General features: G+C 65.5%; 12 protein-coding genes. 6 read left to right on the top strand and 6 right to left on the bottom strand.

All coding sequences use genetic code 11. The annotated features are described in order from the left end of the window. Positions 1-63 precede the first annotated feature (63 nt). The 4 genes from murA to hisS all read right to left on the bottom strand — a co-directional run bounded on the left by murA (position 64) and on the right by hisS (position 4,797). Positions 64-1,374: a UDP-N-acetylglucosamine 1-carboxyvinyltransferase gene (gene murA / locus ACWNZ3_RS04365; RefSeq protein WP_269367268.1), complete on the bottom strand. Its 1,311-nt coding sequence runs from the start codon at positions 1,372-1,374 to the stop codon at positions 64-66. A gap of 164 nt (positions 1,375-1,538) precedes the next feature. Continuing rightward, positions 1,539-2,228 (bottom strand): ATP phosphoribosyltransferase, encoded by a 690-nt coding sequence (gene hisG, locus ACWNZ3_RS04360; protein ID WP_269367267.1) that lies wholly within the window; start codon positions 2,226-2,228, stop codon positions 1,539-1,541. Continuing rightward, positions 2,225-3,304 carry an ATP phosphoribosyltransferase regulatory subunit gene (locus ACWNZ3_RS04355; protein WP_496901329.1) on the bottom strand — a complete coding sequence of 360 codons (1,080 nt, stop codon included), beginning with the start codon at positions 3,302-3,304 and terminating at the stop codon, positions 2,225-2,227. The genes hisG and ACWNZ3_RS04355 overlap by 4 nt, the downstream gene beginning before the upstream one ends. Next, on the bottom strand, positions 3,304-4,797 hold the full coding sequence (hisS, locus tag ACWNZ3_RS04350; RefSeq protein ID WP_496901328.1) for a histidine--tRNA ligase: 1,494 nt from the start codon (positions 4,795-4,797) through the stop codon (positions 3,304-3,306). The genes ACWNZ3_RS04355 and hisS overlap by 1 nt, the downstream gene beginning before the upstream one ends. A gap of 163 nt (positions 4,798-4,960) precedes the next feature. On the opposite strand from hisS, the gene ACWNZ3_RS04345 reads away from it, so the two are divergent. After that, positions 4,961-5,155, top strand: a complete 195-nt coding sequence (locus ACWNZ3_RS04345; protein WP_269367264.1) for a SlyX family protein — start codon at positions 4,961-4,963, stop codon at positions 5,153-5,155. Positions 5,156-5,225: 70 nt separating this feature from the next. Here ACWNZ3_RS04345 and ACWNZ3_RS04340 read toward each other — a convergent pair whose 3' ends face one another. Both ACWNZ3_RS04340 and dnaE read right to left on the bottom strand, forming a co-directional pair. After that, positions 5,226-6,158 carry a hypothetical protein gene (locus tag ACWNZ3_RS04340; RefSeq protein ID WP_496901327.1) on the bottom strand — a complete coding sequence of 311 codons (933 nt, stop codon included), beginning with the start codon at positions 6,156-6,158 and terminating at the stop codon, positions 5,226-5,228. A gap of 92 nt (positions 6,159-6,250) precedes the next feature. Then, complete coding sequence (dnaE, locus tag ACWNZ3_RS04335; RefSeq protein ID WP_269367262.1) at positions 6,251-9,787, bottom strand: DNA polymerase III subunit alpha; 3,537 nt, start codon at positions 9,785-9,787, stop codon at positions 6,251-6,253. Positions 9,788-9,912: 125 nt separating this feature from the next. On the opposite strand from dnaE, the gene ACWNZ3_RS04330 reads away from it, so the two are divergent. From ACWNZ3_RS04330 to ACWNZ3_RS04310, 5 genes are all read left to right on the top strand, one after another. Continuing rightward, complete coding sequence (locus ACWNZ3_RS04330; RefSeq protein ID WP_496901326.1) at positions 9,913-10,275, top strand: ArsR/SmtB family transcription factor; 363 nt, start codon at positions 9,913-9,915, stop codon at positions 10,273-10,275. 274 nt (positions 10,276-10,549) lie between these two features. Then, positions 10,550-11,941 carry a xanthine dehydrogenase small subunit gene (gene xdhA / locus ACWNZ3_RS04325; RefSeq protein ID WP_496901325.1) on the top strand — a complete coding sequence of 464 codons (1,392 nt, stop codon included), beginning with the start codon at positions 10,550-10,552 and terminating at the stop codon, positions 11,939-11,941. After that, the gene (gene xdhB, locus ACWNZ3_RS04320) at positions 11,938-14,328 is read left to right on the top strand and encodes a xanthine dehydrogenase molybdopterin binding subunit (protein ID WP_496901324.1); all 2,391 of its coding nucleotides are present in this window, start codon (positions 11,938-11,940) and stop codon (positions 14,326-14,328) included. The genes xdhA and xdhB overlap by 4 nt, the downstream gene beginning before the upstream one ends. Further along, positions 14,325-15,092: a xanthine dehydrogenase accessory protein XdhC gene (xdhC, locus tag ACWNZ3_RS04315; protein ID WP_496901323.1), complete on the top strand. Its 768-nt coding sequence runs from the start codon at positions 14,325-14,327 to the stop codon at positions 15,090-15,092. Before xdhB ends, xdhC begins: the two co-directional genes overlap by 4 nt. After that, entirely contained in the window at positions 15,089-16,609 is a 1,521-nt protein-coding gene (locus tag ACWNZ3_RS04310) for an ABC transporter ATP-binding protein (protein ID WP_274574292.1), read from the top strand. The genes xdhC and ACWNZ3_RS04310 overlap by 4 nt, the downstream gene beginning before the upstream one ends. Positions 16,610-16,632 lie beyond the last annotated feature (23 nt).

Raw genomic sequence — 16,632 nt, 5'->3', positions numbered from 1 at the left:
GCCGTGCCACCGCGCGCAGGTCAGACCGGTAGAATACGGATGTCAGCGGCAGCAGCTTTGCCGTCAGACCCGCGCCGGCACCCGGGTAATTTTTGCACCCAGGGCGTTCAGCCGCTCGTCAATCCGCTCATAACCCCGCTCAATCTGCTGAGCGTTGTTGATGCGCGAAGTCCCCTCCGCCCCCATCGCCGCGATCAGCATCGCCATTCCGGCGCGAATATCGGGGCTTTCGACACGGGCACCGCGCAATCTGGTCGGCCCGGACACGACGGCACGATGCGGGTCGCAGAGCACGATCCTCGCGCCCATCGAGATGAGCTTGTCGGTGAAGAACATCCGCGATTCGAACATTTTCTCGAACATCAGCACCATGCCTTCGCATTGCGTTGCGGCAACCAGGGCGATGGACATCGCATCCGCGGGGAATGCCGGCCAGGGCTGATCCTCGATCTTGGGCACATGGCCGCCGAAGTCCGGTTCGATCGTGAGTTTCTGGGCCGCCGGGACAATCAGATCGTCGCCTTCGATGCGGCAATGGATACCCAGACGCTCGAACCCCATCAGCGTTGAGCGGAGATGTGTCACACCGGCATCGCAAATCCGCAGTTCCGATCGCGTGACCGCTGCCAGACCGATGAAGGAGGCAACTTCGATGTGGTCAGGGCCTATGCGATGGGAGGCGCCCCCCAGGGTACGGCCCCCGTGGACCGTCATGCAGTTGGTGCCGATCCCTTCAATCTTTGCGCCCAGCGCCATCAGGAAGCGGGCGAGATCCTGGACATGCGGCTCTGACGCGCAGTTGCGCAGAACGGTCAGGCCACGCGCCGCGACAGCGGCACACAGCGCGTTCTCGGTTGCGGTGACAGAGGGTTCGTCCAGAAACACGTCAGCACCCGTAAGGGCGCGCGCCCGGAAGACATAGGCGTCATTGACCGAGATATCGGCGCCAAGTTCCCGAAGGGCAAGGAAATGCGTATCGAGACGCCGCCGCCCGATCACGTCACCACCGGGCGGCGGCAGCGTAAGCTCACCGCAACGGGCAAGCATCGGACCAGCCAGCAGGATCGACGCTCTGATCCGCATGCAAAGATCGGGGTCAAGATCGGTCGGGCTGAGCCTATGGGCGTGTATCCGCAGGGTGTTGGGACCGGTCCAGGTTGTCTCGGCACCGATCGAGGCGATCAGTTCAAGCAATGCCTCAACATCGCGGATGCGCGGGACGTTGGACAATTCAACGGGCTGATCGGTCAGCAAGGTTGCGGCAATGATCGGCAGTGCCGCGTTCTTGTTCCCGGCTGGCGTAATGCTGCCAGCAAGCCTGTGTCCACCTTCTACGATATATTCGACCCGCTCGTGCGGTTGCGCCACTGCCATAACTGCCTCATCTGTTTTCAACGGAGGGTAACGCACTGACCGCCGAGCACAAGCGCTGAGGTTCATCAGCCAGCGCCTCAATGCACCGGGGCTGCATCCATAAGCCGGAGAGGAAAGGCGGATTTGCTTCACCACCGGCTGCTGCAGGCGATGGCGCGGCCACCCTACCCCAGCCGCGCTTCCAGTTCTTTCAGCGTCTTGCGGATCCGTTCATCCATCGGGGCTGTCCGGCTGCGCCAGAGCGTCGCCTGAGAGCGCAGCACCATCCCGTCACAGAGAATCTTGAGGTGATTGGCGCGCAGGGTTTCCCCGCTCGACGTGATGTCGGCAATTGCCTCGGCGGTTTCATTGGCCACCGTGCCTTCGGTCGCGCCCTGGCTGTCGACCAGCGCATAATCGGCCACGCCGCTGTCGCGCAGGAAGTTGCGGACCAGCCGGTGATATTTCGTGGCGATCCGCAGGCGGAATCCATGCGCCGCGCGAAAGGCGGCGGCGGCGGCATCCAGATCGTCCAGAGTGTCCACGTCGATCCAGGCCTTGGGCACCGCGATGATCAGATCCGCATGGCCGAACCCCAGTTCCTCCACCGGTTCGACCAATTGTTCCCAAAGCGCCAGCTTTTCCTGCACCAGGTCGGTGCCGGTGACCCCCATGTGAATGCGCCCCGCGGCCAGTTCGCGGGGGATTTCACCGGCAGACAGCAGGATCAGGCTGACCCCCTCGATCCCTGCGACCGCCCCGGCATATTCCCGGTCAGACCCGGTGCGCTGCAGGGTGATCCCGTGTTGTGCGAACCAGTCAAAGGTCTTTTCCATCAGCCGCCCCTTGGACGGCACCCCGAGCTTGAGCGTCATGGCGCGCCCTCCAGTACCAGCATCAGGCCCGGACGCATCACACCGCCCACCGCCGGAATCTCGCGCCCCTGCCCCAGCCGCCGGGTCAGCGCGTCATAGCGCCCGCCACTGGCAATCGTCGGCAGGTCCGCCCGCGCCTCGGCCCGGAAGCCAAAGACAAACCCGTCGTAGTATTCCATCGACGACCGGCCATAGCTGGCCTCGAACATCAGGTTGTCGGTGTCCACGCCCCGCGCCCGCAGCGCCGCCTCACGCGCGGTGACACGGGCCACTGCCGGGGCGATGTCGGGCATGTCCACCGCCAGGTCGTGCAACTGGCTAAGCGCATGTGGCATCACCTCGCGCACCTCCAGCAGGGCCTCGATCTGTTGCACCTCGCGGCCCGACAGCGGCGGCGTCGCCGCATCTTCGTGCAGGGCCGCGATACGCTCCTCGATGTCGGCGCGGCTGCGCAATCCGATCAGCGGGGCGTCACTGCTGGCCTGTCCGGCCAGCAGCGCGGCACGGCTGGGCGGCATCGGCGTGCGCCCGGAAAACCGGTCCAGCAGCGCGCGAAACCGGCGTGGCCGCCAGATGTGCCGCATCAGCGCATGTCTGCGCCGGGCGCTGGTCTGCAATCCTTCCACCGCCGCCATCAGCACGCCGATGTCGCCGGTCACCGCGCGCAGGGGCAAGCCCCGCAGCGCCTCGGCAATCAGGGCAAAGACCTCGGCATCCGCCGCCGCCGGATCGGCGCGGTCAAACACCTCATAGCCGACCTGGATGTATTCATTGGCGCGGTCCGGGTCTTCCTCCTGCCGGCGAAACACCTCGCCCGAATAGGTATAGCGCGCCGGTTCGGCGCCTTCGGCCATGTGCATCTGCACCACCGGCACGGTGAAATCGGGGCGCAGCATCTGCTCCCCCCGCAGCGCGTCCGAGGTGACATAGGCACGCGCGCGCATGTCCTCGCCGTAAAGCTCCAGCAGGGTAGTTGCCGGCTGCAGGATCGGCGGTTCCACCAGCGCCGCACCCTGCGCCTCGAACATCGCGCGCAGGGATGCTGCGCGGGTCAGGGTTTCGGAACGTGTGGGCATCACTGGTCGTCCAGAATTTCGCGGACCTTCGCGACAAGCTGGTCGCGCGGCACTTCGTACTGGCTGGGCCGGTCCTTCCATTCCTCATGGGTGGCACTTTCGGCGATCTTCGCGCCCAGGATCAGGTCCTTGATCTGCACCACGCCCCGCGCGTTTTCATCCCCGCCCTCGATCACGGCAACGGGGCTGTTGCGCTTGTCCGCATATTTCAGCTGGTTGCCAAAGTTTTTGGGGTTGCCCAGATAGACCTCCGCCCGGATGCCCGCCTGCCGCAACTCGGCCACCATCGCCTGATAATCCGCCATGCGGTCACGGTCCATCACGGTGACGACCACGGGGCCGGGATCGGCCGCCACGCCCGCGCCCTTCATCGCCAGCGCCGCCAGCAGCCGGTCCACACCGATGGAGACACCGGTGGCCGGCACTTCCTGCCCGGTGAAACGTTTCACCAGATCGTCATAACGCCCGCCCCCCGCGACAGAGCCGAAGTTCCGGGTGCGGCCCTTTTCGTCCTGGATTTCGAAGGTGAGTTCAGCCTCGAAAACGGGGCCGGTGTAATAGCCCAGGCCACGCACGACGGAGGGGTCAATCTCAACCCGGTCCGGCCCGTATCCACCCGCTTTCAACAGATCAGAGATCAGGTTCAGTTCATCCACGCCCTGCATCCCGACATCGGATCCGGTAACAAGGCCGCGAAGCCGGTCGACCGTCTCAGCGCCCGAAGCGCCTTTGGCCTGCATGAAGCCCATCACGACATCGGCTTGTGGGCCGTCCAGCCCCGCACCCTTGGTAAAATCCCCGCTCTCGTCCTTGCGTCCTTCGCCCAGCAAGGCGCGCACACCCTCCGGCCCCAACCGATCCAGCTTATCAATCGCACGCAGCACGATCCCGCGCTCGGCTTCCTTGTCGTCCCCCGACAGGCCAGCCACTTCCAGCACGCCATTGAGCACCTTGCGGTTGTTCACCCGCACGATGTAGTCGCCGCGTTCGATCCCGACCTCTTCCAGACAATCCGCCAGCATCGCGCAGATCTCGGCATCCGCCGCCACGCTCGGCGCGCCGACGGTATCCGCATCGCATTGGTAGAACTGGCGGAACCGCCCCGGCCCCGGCTTTTCATTGCGCCAGACCGGGCCCATCGCATAGCGCCGGTAGGGGGTCGGCAGATCGTTGCGGTGTTGCGCATAGACCCGCGCCAGCGGGGCGGTCAGGTCATAACGCAGCGCCAGCCAGTCGCCGGGCTTGTCGCCCTCTGCGTCCTCCTGCCAGGCGAACACCCCCTCGTTGGGGCGGTCCACATCGGGCAGGAACTTGCCCAGCGCCTCGACGGTCTCCACACCGGAACTTTCCAAGGCATCAAAGCCATAGCGGTGATAGACAGAAGCAATCTTGCGCAGCATCTCGGCCCGATGCGTGACCTCGGCGCCAAAGTAGTCGCGGAACCCCTTCGGGGTCTCGGCCCTGGGGCGGGGGGTCTTCTTGGGCTTGGCCATGATACCTGTTCCTGTCAGCGCTGCATCTGCGCCCTGCCTCTACCCCAGCCCCCTTGCAAGGGCAAGCGACGCAAGGGCTGCTTGCCCCCTGCTCTTTTTGGCAAACAAATATCCCTGCACAACATCCATTCCAAGCGGGCCGTCGACATGTTACAGCGCAGCCATGGAAAAACTCGAAGAACAGATCGCCCATCTGACCCGCATCGTCGACGACCTGTCAGAGATCATTGCGCGGCAGGAGACGGAAATCACCACCCTGAACCGCCGGGTGCACATGCTGATGCAGCGCGAGGGCGAAAGGGAAGCGAGCCAGGGCAGTGGCGTGGTGCTGGGTGACGAACGCCCGCCGCACTACTGAGCCGGCCCCTGCCACGGGCGCCAAAATTCTTCAAAGAATTTTGCCCGGAATTTTCGAAAATTCCGGCCCCTCAGCCGCTGGTCTTGACCGCGGCGGCGATCACCGCGCCGTCATGCACCAGCAACTCGGTCCAGCGGCTGGAATTGCCGAAACTGTCGTAGGCGCTGACAAAGAAGGTGCTGCGGTCCATCCGGTCGATCTTTGCCCCGCAGGGCTTGCCTTTGCGCGCGCCGCAGACATCGCGCTTGACGGATTCATAGGCCTTGTCGGTGGCACCCACCGGCAGGTTCTCGCCCCCCGGTCCATAGTGCAGCTGCTCATACAGCGATGCGGCCCCCAGCAGGACATTGGCCGCCGTCAGCTGGCGCGGGCAGCCATCCGCAAAACCGGTGATATAGAAGGTCCGCGCAACCGCAGAACCGGATGCGGAATCATAAAGAGCATAGCCCCGCGCGGGGGCGCTTTCGATTTTCTGGCCCATCGGTTTGCCTTTGGCCTCGCAGACCCGCGCAACGATCCCATAGGGCAGGACCGTGCCATAGGCCACATCACGCGCATCGGGACCGTCACGGGGTGTCTCGCGGTTTGCCCCGCCGCCAAGCCCGAAAAGCCCGCCGCGCTGACGTTCCGACTGTGGCGCATCCTCGGGGCTGAGGGCTGCGACTTCAACCCCGGCCTCCTGCCCCACTTCCGTGCGCTCAGGGTCCTGCGCGGGCTGCGCCGCCCCTCCGGCACGCCGGAACAGGCCCAGAAAACCGCCACGTGCCGCAGGTTCCTGCGGTGCGCGCGCCTGCTCTGCCGGGATCACAGCCGCATCACCGCCCGAGGCGGCGCTGCTGCCAAAGAACCCTTCACGCGCGACTTCCGCCTCGCCCGGCAGGGCCTGCGCCGCCGGATCCTCATCCGACAGCTCCACATCGGAAATACGGTCAACGCCGGCCAACGGGTCGCCGCAGGCGCCCAGGGCCAGCAGAATGCTGACAAGAATAGCTGATCGAAACATGACACATCTCCCCGATGTGGGGTCTTTTATCCCAGCGGCGAGGCTTCGTCCACTCGACCGGCAGGGTGTGCCGGCGGCAGGCGTGAACCGGCTCAGATTTCCTGCACTTCCAGCACGCCGCCCAGGGACCGGATCGCCCCCTTGATCTGGGGAGTCACGGGGTATTCGAACCCCAGGTCCACCTCGACCTCACCCGGCAGGGAGGGATCCATCAGACAAAGCTGGATCGGCCCCTTGCCCGCGGCCCGCGCCGCCGAGCGCGCGCCCTCCAGCACCTGCGCCACAGCCGCCACCGCCTCCGGCGCATCGACAAAGACCCGCAAGCCGATGCTGCCCGCATCCGCCACGGCCATGTCCACCGGCGCCACGGACCGGCCCAGCAATTTCAACTGGTCGCTTTCCATCGTCGCCTCGACCGTGACCACCACCTTGGATCCCGTCTCCAGGTGGTCACGGGCAAGTTCCAGCGTGTCGGAGAAAAGCGTGACTTCATAGCCGCCGGTGGGGTCAGACATCTGGGCAAAGGCAAACCGGTTGCCACGCGCGGATTTGCGTTCCTGCCGCCCGGCGACCACACCCGCAAGCCGCGCGTTCATCGCCCCCCGTTCGCTCACCTTTTCGGTCAATTCGTCCAGCGTCAGGAAAGGCACGCCCCGGTCATTGCCCCATTTGCGCTTGAGCGGTGTCATGTAATCGTCCAGCGGATGCCCCGACAGGTAGAAACCCACCGCCTTGAATTCCTCTGTCAGCCGTTCGGCGGGCAGCCAGTCGTCGCAGGGCAGCATGCGCGGCTCGGGCAGGTCATCGCCCGCCTCGCCGAACAGCGACACCTGGTTGCTGGCCTTCTGTTCATGGATCGCCGCCGAATAGCCGACCAGCGCATCCAGCGCCTGAAACACCCGCCGCCGGTTCGCATCCAGCTGGTCGAAGGCTCCCGACCGCGCCAGCATTTCCAGTGGCCGCTTGCCCACGCGCTTCAGGTCCACCCGCCGCGCCAGGTCGAACAGCGTCGCAAAGGGCCGCTCCTGCCCCTCGACCCGCCGGCCTTCGGTGATCAGCTTCATCGCCTCGACACCGACGTTCTTGAGCGCACCCAGCGCATAGACCAGCGCACCGTCCACCACCTTGAATGTCGCGTCCGAGCGGTTCACGCAGGGCGGCACCCAGGGCAGTTCCAGCCGCTTGCGCACTTCTTCGAAATAAACCGCCAGCTTGTCGGTCAGGTGGATGTCGCAATTCATGACACCGGCCATGAACTCCACCGGATGGTTCGCCTTGAGCCATGCGGTCTGGTAGCTGACCACGGCATAGGCCGCGGCATGCGACTTGTTGAACCCGTAGTTGGCGAATTTCTCCAACAGGTCGAAAACCTCGGTGGCCTTTTTCTTGTCGACCCCGTTTTCCATCGCACCCTTTTCGAACTTGGGGCGTTCCTTGGCCATCTCCTCGGCGATCTTCTTGCCCATGGCGCGGCGCAACAGGTCGGCGCCGCCCAGCGAATAGCCCGCCATGACCTGCGCGATCTGCATCACCTGTTCCTGATAGACGATGATGCCCTGGGTCTCTTCGAGAATGTCGTCGATCAGCGGATGGATCGATTCCAGCTCGCGCTTGCCGTTCTTGACGTCGCAATAGGTCGGGATGTTCTCCATCGGACCGGGACGGTACAGCGCCACCAGCGCCACGATATCCTCGATGCAGGTGGGTTTCATGCGTTTCAGGGCATCCATCATGCCGCTGGATTCCACCTGGAACACCGCCACCGTCTTGGCGCTTGCGTAAAGCCTGTAAGACGCCTCATCATCCAGCGGGATTGTCGAGATATCGTCCAGCACCCCCTCTGGCGGGGTGAACAGCTCGGTCCCGTCGGCGGCAAGGTGCAGGTGACGCCCGGATGCCTTGATCTGGTCCACCGCATTCTGGATCACGGTCAGGGTCTTGAGGCCCAGGAAGTCGAATTTCACCAGCCCGGCCTGTTCCACCCATTTCATGTTGAACTGGGTCGCGGGCATGTCGGACCGCGGATCCTGATAGAGCGGCACCAGATGATCCAGCGGCCGGTCCCCGATCACCACGCCGGCGGCATGGGTGGAGGCATTGCGCAACAGCCCCTCGACCTGCTGGCCATATTCCAGCAGGCGCGCGACGACCTCCTCGTTCTTGGCCTCCTCGCGCAGGCGCGGCTCATCCGCCAGCGCCTTTTCGATGGAAACGGGTTTCACCCCCTCCACCGGGATCATCTTGGACAACCGGTCCACCTGCCCGTAAGGCATCTGCAAGACCCGCCCGATGTCGCGCACCGCCGCCTTGGACAGAAGCGCGCCGAAGGTGATGATCTGACCCACCTTGTCACGCCCGTATTTGCCCTGCACGTATTGGATCACCTCCTCGCGACGATCCATGCAGAAGTCGATGTCGAAGTCGGGCATGGACACCCGTTCGGGGTTCAGGAACCGCTCGAACAGCAGTGAATAGCGCAGCGGGTCAAGGTCGGTGATCAGCAGCGCATAGGCCACAAGCGAGCCCGCGCCAGAGCCGCGCCCCGGCCCCACCGGGATGTCGTGATCCTTGGCCCATTTGATGAAATCCGCCACGATCAGGAAGTAGCCGGGAAAGCCCATCCCCTCGATGATCCCGAGCTCGAATTCGAGCCGCTTCTCATAGTCCGCCACCGGCGCGGCATGGGGGATGATCGCCAGCCGCGCGCGCAGCCCCTCCTGCGCCTGACGGCGCAGTTCGGCCACCTCGTCATCGGCGAACTTCGGCAGGATCGGATCGCGCCGATAGGCCATGAAGGCGCAGCGGCGGGCGATTTCAACAGTGTTTTCGACAGCCTCCGGCAGATCGGCAAACAGGGTCACCATCTCCGCCTCGGATTTGAAATAATGCTGGGCGGTCAGCCGCCGCCGCGCCTCCTGCTGATCGACATAGGCCCCTTCGGCGATGCAGATCAGCGCGTCATGCGCCTCGTACATCTCTGTCTTGGGGAAATAGACGTCGTTGGTGGCGACCAGCGGCAGGTCCATCGCATAGGCCATCTCGACCAGCCCGCGTTCCGTCAGCCGCTCCGCTTCCGGCTGGCCATCCTCGCCCGGATGGCGCTGCAGCTCCACATAGAGCCTGTCGCCGAAAGACGCCGCCAGCCGCGCCATCAGCGCCTCTGCCGCCGGGCGCTGGCCATTTTGCAAAAGCATCCCCACCGGCCCGCCCGGCCCCCCGGTCAGGCAGATGATGTCGCCGCTCAACGCCTCCAATTCCTCCAGCGTGACCTGCGGCCGCGCGCCGCCCTTGTCGATGTAAAGGCAGGAGTTCAGCTTCATCAGGTTCTCATAGCCTGCCTCGTTCTGCGCCAGCAGAACCACCGGGGCCGGATCACGCGGGCGTTCCCCCGGCTGGACCGCGACATAGGCCAGATCGACCTGGCAGCCGATGATCGGCTGAACCCCGGCCCCGGCCATCCCGACGGAGAATTCCAGCGCCGCGAACATGTTGTTGGTGTCGGTCAGCGCCAGCGCAGGCATCCCCGCATCACGGCACATCTGCGGCAGTTTCTTCAACCGCAGCGCGCCTTCCAGCAGTGAATATTCCGAATGGGTGCGCAGGTGGATGAATCGGGGGGCATGTTTCATGGGCCAACCGTATCCAGCCGACCCGCCGGGGGCAATCGGCGGTGTGCCGCGCAAGCGAAGTTAACACTTAGCATAACAACTAAGCATCGATTGACGCCCGGGCTGACAGGCCGATATTCAGCCGCATGGCCAATAAACGACTCGATCTTGTTTTCTCGACCCTCTCGGACGCCACCCGCCGCGCGGTGGTGGAGCGGCTTGCAGGCGGTCCGGCTTCGGTCTCCGAACTGGCGGCCCCCCATGACATGGCCCTGCCCACCTTCATGCGGCATCTCAAGGTCCTTGAAACCGCGGGACTGGTGCGCTCGGTCAAGAAGGGCCGCGTGCGCACCTGCCATATCGAGGCGGCGCCGCTGATGGAAGTGCAGGGTTGGCTGGCCTGGCAGCGACAGGTCTGGGAACAACGGCTCGACAGGCTCGATGCCATGACGCGCGCCTTGGACACAGACGAGGACGAGGGCACGGACAAGGACGAGGGCACGGCTTGACCGGTCACGATCCGAAACGCGCGCCCGAACGGATCCGAAACATCGCAGCCTCCGCCATCGCTCTCACGGCGCGCCTTACGGGTCGAGTGAACGCCGCCTTCGCGGGCAACAGCCCCCCGCGGGCGGAAAATTCACGGGGTGGCCGCGTGCTTTTGCTTGCCAGAGCCCCGGAAATCTCCCTAGTCTGCTTCCAGTAAACGGGCCGCTCCCCTTCTACGTCGCATCGAGGGGGCCGCATCAGGCCCCCACATACGTAACGCGACGGGTTTCAGGCATGGACATCACGTTTCTTCTGAACGGAGAACCTGTGTCACCAACCGACGTATCCCCCACCACCACGCTGCTTGACTGGCTGCGCGAAGCGCGCGGGCTGACCGGCACCAAGGAGGGCTGCAACGAGGGCGACTGCGGGGCCTGCACGGTGATGATCACCGACGAAACGGGATCGCGCGCGCTGAACGGCTGCATCCTGTTCCTGCCGCAGGTGCATGGCAAACATGTCACCACGGTGGAAGGCATCAGCGCCCCCGACGGCAGCCTGCACCCGGTGCAGCAGGCGATGATGGACCACCACGGCAGCCAATGCGGCTTCTGCACACCGGGCTTCGTGGTCTCCATGGCCTGCGCCCATCTCAACCGGGCCAGGGACCATGACACGCAGCTTGCAGGAAACCTCTGCCGCTGTACCGGCTATGCCCCGATCATCCGGGCGGCCCGGGCGGCAGAGGCTGCACCCGTCCCCGCCCATCTCGAAAACCTGTCGCTTCATTGTTCCGAAAATACCACCGGGGGGTCCGGGGGGCTGGCCCCCCGGGTTCTGCAGCCGACCCATTCCGACGATCTGGCGCGCTGGTACGCCGCCAACCCCGGGGCCACCCTGATTGCAGGGGCCACCGACGTGGGCCTCTGGGTCACCAAGCAATTCCGCGATCTGGACCAGGTCGCCTTTCTCAACCAATGCGCCGATCTGCGCGGCATCACGGATGCGGGCGATCACTGGCGCATTGGGGCGATGACCAGCCTGACCATGCTTGAGGCCCATTTCGCCCCGCACCATCCCAGCCTCGGCGCCATGCTGCGCCGCTATGGCTCGGTGCAGGTCCGCAATGCCGCGACCATTGGCGGCAATATTGCCAACGGCTCGCCCATCGGCGACGGGCCGCCCGCGCTGATCGCCCTGGGGGCCACCCTGCATCTGCGTCACGGCGAGACGCGCCGCAGCCTGCCGCTGGAGGATTTCTTTCTCGCCTATGGCAGGCAGGACCGCGCACCGGGCGAATTCGTCGAGGCGGTCAGCGTTCCGAAACAACCCGATACCCTACGCTGTTACAAACTCTCGAAACGCTTCGATCAGGACATCTCGGCGGTCTGCGGCTGTCTCAACATCACCCGCCAGGACCAGACCATCACCAGCGCCCGCATCGCCTTTGGCGGCATGGCGGGCACCCCGAAACGCGCAGCTGCGGCCGAGGCCGCGCTGACCGGCGCGCCTTTCACTGCCGACAGTTTCCAGGCCGCGATGGCGGCAATGGCGGCGGATTTCGAACCCATGTCCGACATGCGCGCCTCTGCCCGCTACCGGATGCAGACGGCGCAGAACATGCTGCTGCGGTACTTCCATGACCTCTCCGGCCAGACAACCGATGTCAGCAAGGTGCGCGCATGAGCATCACGCAGCCCCTGCCCCATGACGCCGCCGAGCTGCATGTGACCGGCGCCGCGCGTTATGTCGATGACATTCCGGTGCCGGGCAATACACTGCATCTGGCTTTCGGGCTCAGCCGGCACGCCGCCGGAAAGATCACCGCCATGGACCTTGACGCGGTCCGGGACGCCCCCGGCGTGGTCGCCGTGCTGAGTGCCGGGGATCTGCCCTTCGATGCCGATTGCTCCCCCTCCAACCATGACGAGCCCCTGCTGGCGACGGGCGAGGTCCATTACCTTGGCCAGCCGCTGTTTCTGGTCATCGCCACCTCGCATCTGGCCGCGCGCCGGGCGGCGCAGCTGGGCAAGGTCGGGATTGCGGCGCAGAAACCGGTCCTGAGCATCGCGGAGGCTCTTGCCGCCGACACAAGGTTCGAGGAAGGGCCGCGCATCTATCAAAAGGGCGAACCGGAGGCGATGCTGCCCCGGGCCGCACACCGGCTGTCGGGCCGCATCGGGATCGGCGGGCAGGAGCATTTCTATCTGGAGGGGCAAGCCGCCCTTGCGCTGCCGCAGGAAGGCGGCGACATGCTGGTGCACAGTTCCACCCAGCACCCGACAGAGATCCAGCACAAGGTTGCCCATGCCATCGGCAAGCCGATGCATGCCGTGCGCGTGGAAACCCGCCGCATGGGCGGCGGTTTCGGCGGCAAGGAAAGCCAGGGCAACGCGCTGGCCATCGCCTGCGCGCTGGCCGCGCGGCAGACCGGGCGGCCCTGCAAGATGCGCTATGACCGCGACGACGACATGATCGTGACCGGCAAGCGGCACGATTTCCGCATCGACTATGACGTGGGCTTTGACGATGCGGGCCGCATCGTGGCGCTGGATTTCACCCAATACGCGCGCTGCGGCTGGGCCATGGACCTGAGCCTGCCGGTGGCCGACCGGGCGATGTTGCATGCCGATAACGCCTATCACCTGGAACACATCCGCATCACCTCGCACCGGTTGCGCACCAATACGCAATCGGCCACGGCCTTTCGCGGCTTTGGCGGGCCACAGGGGATGGTCGGGATCGAAAAGGTGATGGACCATATCGCCCATGCCCGCGGGCTGGACCCGCTGGCGGTGCGGCGGGCCAATTATTATGCCGATCATGTCGCTCCGCCGCCAAAGGTCGAAACCGGCAGCGCGCCGGTCACCGCCTCACCGGCAGAGGACAATACCTCGCGCGGGGCGCGGCCTGCACCGGCCAGAACGCCCCCGGCCCCGGCCGAAGGCCAGCAGACAACGCCCTATCACCAGCCGGTCACCGATTGCGTCATCAATGCGCTGACCGACCGGCTGGCGCAAAGCTGCGATTATGACAGGCGGCGCACCGCGATTGCGGCATGGAACGCAGGCCAGCCACTGCTGAAACGCGGCATCGCGCTGACCCCGGTGAAATTCGGCATTTCCTTCACCCTCACCCATCTCAACCAGGCGGGGGCGCTGGTGCATGTCTATCAGGACGGGTCGATCCACCTGAACCACGGTGGCACGGAGATGGGCCAGGGTCTGTTCCTCAAGGTCGCGCAGGTAGCTGCCAGCCGCTTTGGCGTGCCGCTGGAAGCGGTCAGGATCACCGCGACGGATACCGGCAAGGTGCCCAACACCTCCGCCACGGCGGCCTCCTCCGGGTCGGACCTGAACGGCATGGCGGTGCAGAACGCCTGCGACGAGATCCGCGAACGGATCAGGGCGCATCTGGCGGAACGCTACCAGACCTCCGAGATCAGTTTTGCCAGGGGCATGGTGCGCGCGGGTGGCGAGGAGATCACCTTTGCCGAGGCCGCCGCCTCTGCCTATCAGGCGCGGGTCAGCCTGTCGGCCACCGGGTTCTACAAGACACCGGATATCGAATGGGACCGGATCCGGGGCCGGGGGCGGCCCTTTTACTATTTCGCCTATGGCGCGGCCTGCACCGAGGTGGTGATCGACACGCTGACCGGTGAAAACCGCATCCTGCGCACCGACATCCTGCATGACGCGGGTGCCTCGCTGAATCCCGCCATCGACATCGGCCAGATCGAGGGCGGCTACGTGCAGGGCGCGGGCTGGCTGACGACGGAGGAACTGGTCTGGGATGACAAGGGCGCGCTGAAGACCCATGCGCCCTCGACCTACAAGATACCTGCCTGCGGCGACCGCCCCGAGGTGTTCAACGTGGCGCTCTGGGATCAGCCCAATCCGGCGCAAACGGTTTACCGGTCCAAGGCGGTGGGGGAGCCGCCGCTGATGCTGGGCATCTCCGCCCTGATGGCCCTGTCGGATGCGGTGGCAGCCTGTGGTCCGGGTTATGGCGACCTGCAGGCCCCCGCGACGGCCGAACAGGTCCTGGCCGCCGTGGAAAGGACCCGGGCATGAGCGACGCGGTCTATGTCCAGATCACTGCCACGCGCGGTTCCGCGCCCCGCGATGCGGGCACGGCGATGAAAGTCACCCTGCGGGACATCACCGGCACCATCGGCGGCGGTGCGCTGGAGCTTCAGGCGATTGAAACGGCCCGCAGGATGCTGGCAGAGGATGCCCCCGAACGGGAAGAGACCCTGCCCCTGGGTCCGGGCCTCGGTCAATGCTGTGGCGGTGCGGTCTCACTGAGGTTCACCCGCGAGACATGTGCCACCGACCTGGCGCAGGTTCATGCCCATCCGGATGTCACATACCGCCATCCCCCTGCTGACCTCTGGCTGTGGGGCGCCGGGCATGTGGGCCGCGCGGTGGTGCGGGCCTGCCCGCCCCAAGCCTTCAACATAACCTGGGTAGATACAGGTGCCGACCGTTTCCCACCGCAGGTGGGAAGCCATGTCACGACGGTCCCGGCGGCGGACATGCCGCGTCTTGCCGCGCGCGCGCCGGTGCAGGCGCATCACCTGATCTTTACCTATGCCCATGACCTCGACCTCGCGCTCTGCGCCGCGCTGCTGTCACGCGGCTTTGCCTCCTGCGGGCTGATCGGGTCGGAGACCAAATGGGCGCGGTTCAGCAAGAGATTGCGCGCGCTGGGGCTTGATCCCGCGCCGATCACCTGCCCCATTGGGGACAAATCGCTTGGCAAGGTCCCCGATGACATTGCCAGGGGCTGTGTAAACGGGCTTCTTGCCCTGATGCCCGAAGGGGAAACCGCATGACCGATACACCCCTGCTGGACCTGTCCGGCCTGACCAAGGCCTATCCCGGTGTCGTGGCCAATGACGGTGTGTCGCTGCGCATCGCGCCGGGCGAAGTGCATGCCCTGCTGGGCGAAAACGGCGCGGGCAAATCGACCCTGGTCAAGATGATCTACGGGCTGGTGAAGCCGGATGCGGGAAAAATGCAGATGCATGGCGCGGCTTTCGCCCCGGCGGAGCCCCGCGCGGCGCGGGCGGCGGGTGTGGGCATGGTGTTCCAGCATTTTTCGCTGTTCGATGCGCTGACCGTTGCCGAGAATATCGCGCTGGGGATGGAGGACGCGCCGAAGCTGCGCGCATTGAGCCAGCGCATCCGCGAAGTCTCCGATACCTATGGTTTGCCGCTGTCGCCCGACCGCGTTGTGGGCGACCTCTCGGCAGGCGAGCGCCAGCGGGTCGAGATCATCCGCTGCCTGTTGCAGGACCCCAAGCTGCTGATCATGGATGAGCCTACATCCGTGCTGACCCCGCAGGAGGTGGAGATCCTGTTCAAGACCCTGCGCAAGCTCTCCGCCGAGGGCACTGCGATCCTGTATATTTCGCACAAGCTGGAGGAGATCCGCGCGCTCTGTGACAGCGCCACGATCCTGCGGCTGGGCAAGGTGGTGGGCCATTGCACCCCCTCTGAGACATCGGCCCGCGATATGGCGGAAATGATGGTGGGCACGGTGCTGAAAACCCCCACACGGGCCGGCAAGACGCCGGGTGACGTGGTGCTGGCGCTGACTGGCCTCTCCGCGAAGTCGCCCAGCGCCTTCGGCATGCCCCTGCGCGACATCAATGTCGAGGTGCGCGCGGGCGAGGTGCTGGGCATCGGCGGGGTGGCGGGCAACGGCCAGGACGAATTGCTGGCAGCCCTTTCCGGCGAAACCCTCAGCGCGCCGGGGATGATCGCCTTTCAGGGCCGCGACATCGGCGTGCTGGGCCCGACCCCGCGCCGCGCGATGGGCATCCTGACAGCGCCGGAGGAGCGGCTGGGCCATGCCGCCGCCCCCGACATGTCGCTGACGGAGAACGCCATGCTGACCGGGGCGGCGCGCGAAAATCTGGACCGGGGCGGCATGCTGGACTGGGGGGCCGCACGTGCTTTTGCCGAACGGATCATCAGCACTTTCGACGTGCGCACGCCCGGCCCGGGCAATGCGGCGCGCTCCCTGTCGGGGGGCAACCTGCAGAAATTCGTGATCGGGCGCGAGGTCCTGCAACGCCCCGACCTTCTGGTGGTGAACCAGCCGACCTGGGGGGTCGATGCCTCTGCCGCCGCCGCGATCCGCCAGGCCCTGCTGGATCTGGCGGAAAACGGCGCGGCCATTATTGCAATCAGCCAGGATCTGGACGAGTTGATGGAAATTTCCGACCGTTTCGCCGCCTTGAACGAAGGCCGCCTGTCACCTCCCCGCCCCGCGCAGGGGCTGACGGTGGATGAGATCGGGATGATGATGGGTGGCGCCCATGGAATGGAGGTGGCGCATGTCTGAACCGGTTCATTCGTGTATTTCGG

Source organism: Sulfitobacter sp. IGS-18, assembly GCF_059628195.1.
Note: the sequence above shows the minus strand (reverse complement) of the source record. Positions and strands in the feature narration are given on the sequence as shown.

Coding starts and splice junctions, on each gene's coding strand:
- murA (WP_269367268.1), bottom strand. CDS start 1,374: ATGGCAGTGGCGCAACCGCACGAGCGGGTCGAATATATCGTAGAAGGT.
- hisG (WP_269367267.1), bottom strand. CDS start 2,228: ATGACGCTCAAGCTCGGGGTGCCGTCCAAGGGGCGGCTGATGGAAAAG.
- ACWNZ3_RS04355 (WP_496901329.1), bottom strand. CDS start 3,304: ATGCCCACACGTTCCGAAACCCTGACCCGCGCAGCATCCCTGCGCGCG.
- hisS (WP_496901328.1), bottom strand. CDS start 4,797: ATGGCCAAGCCCAAGAAGACCCCCCGCCCCAGGGCCGAGACCCCGAAG.
- ACWNZ3_RS04345 (WP_269367264.1), top strand. CDS start 4,961: ATGGAAAAACTCGAAGAACAGATCGCCCATCTGACCCGCATCGTCGAC.
- ACWNZ3_RS04340 (WP_496901327.1), bottom strand. CDS start 6,158: ATGTTTCGATCAGCTATTCTTGTCAGCATTCTGCTGGCCCTGGGCGCC.
- dnaE (WP_269367262.1), bottom strand. CDS start 9,787: ATGAAACATGCCCCCCGATTCATCCACCTGCGCACCCATTCGGAATAT.
- ACWNZ3_RS04330 (WP_496901326.1), top strand. CDS start 9,913: ATGGCCAATAAACGACTCGATCTTGTTTTCTCGACCCTCTCGGACGCC.
- xdhA (WP_496901325.1), top strand. CDS start 10,550: ATGGACATCACGTTTCTTCTGAACGGAGAACCTGTGTCACCAACCGAC.
- xdhB (WP_496901324.1), top strand. CDS start 11,938: ATGAGCATCACGCAGCCCCTGCCCCATGACGCCGCCGAGCTGCATGTG.
- xdhC (WP_496901323.1), top strand. CDS start 14,325: ATGAGCGACGCGGTCTATGTCCAGATCACTGCCACGCGCGGTTCCGCG.
- ACWNZ3_RS04310 (WP_274574292.1), top strand. CDS start 15,089: ATGACCGATACACCCCTGCTGGACCTGTCCGGCCTGACCAAGGCCTAT.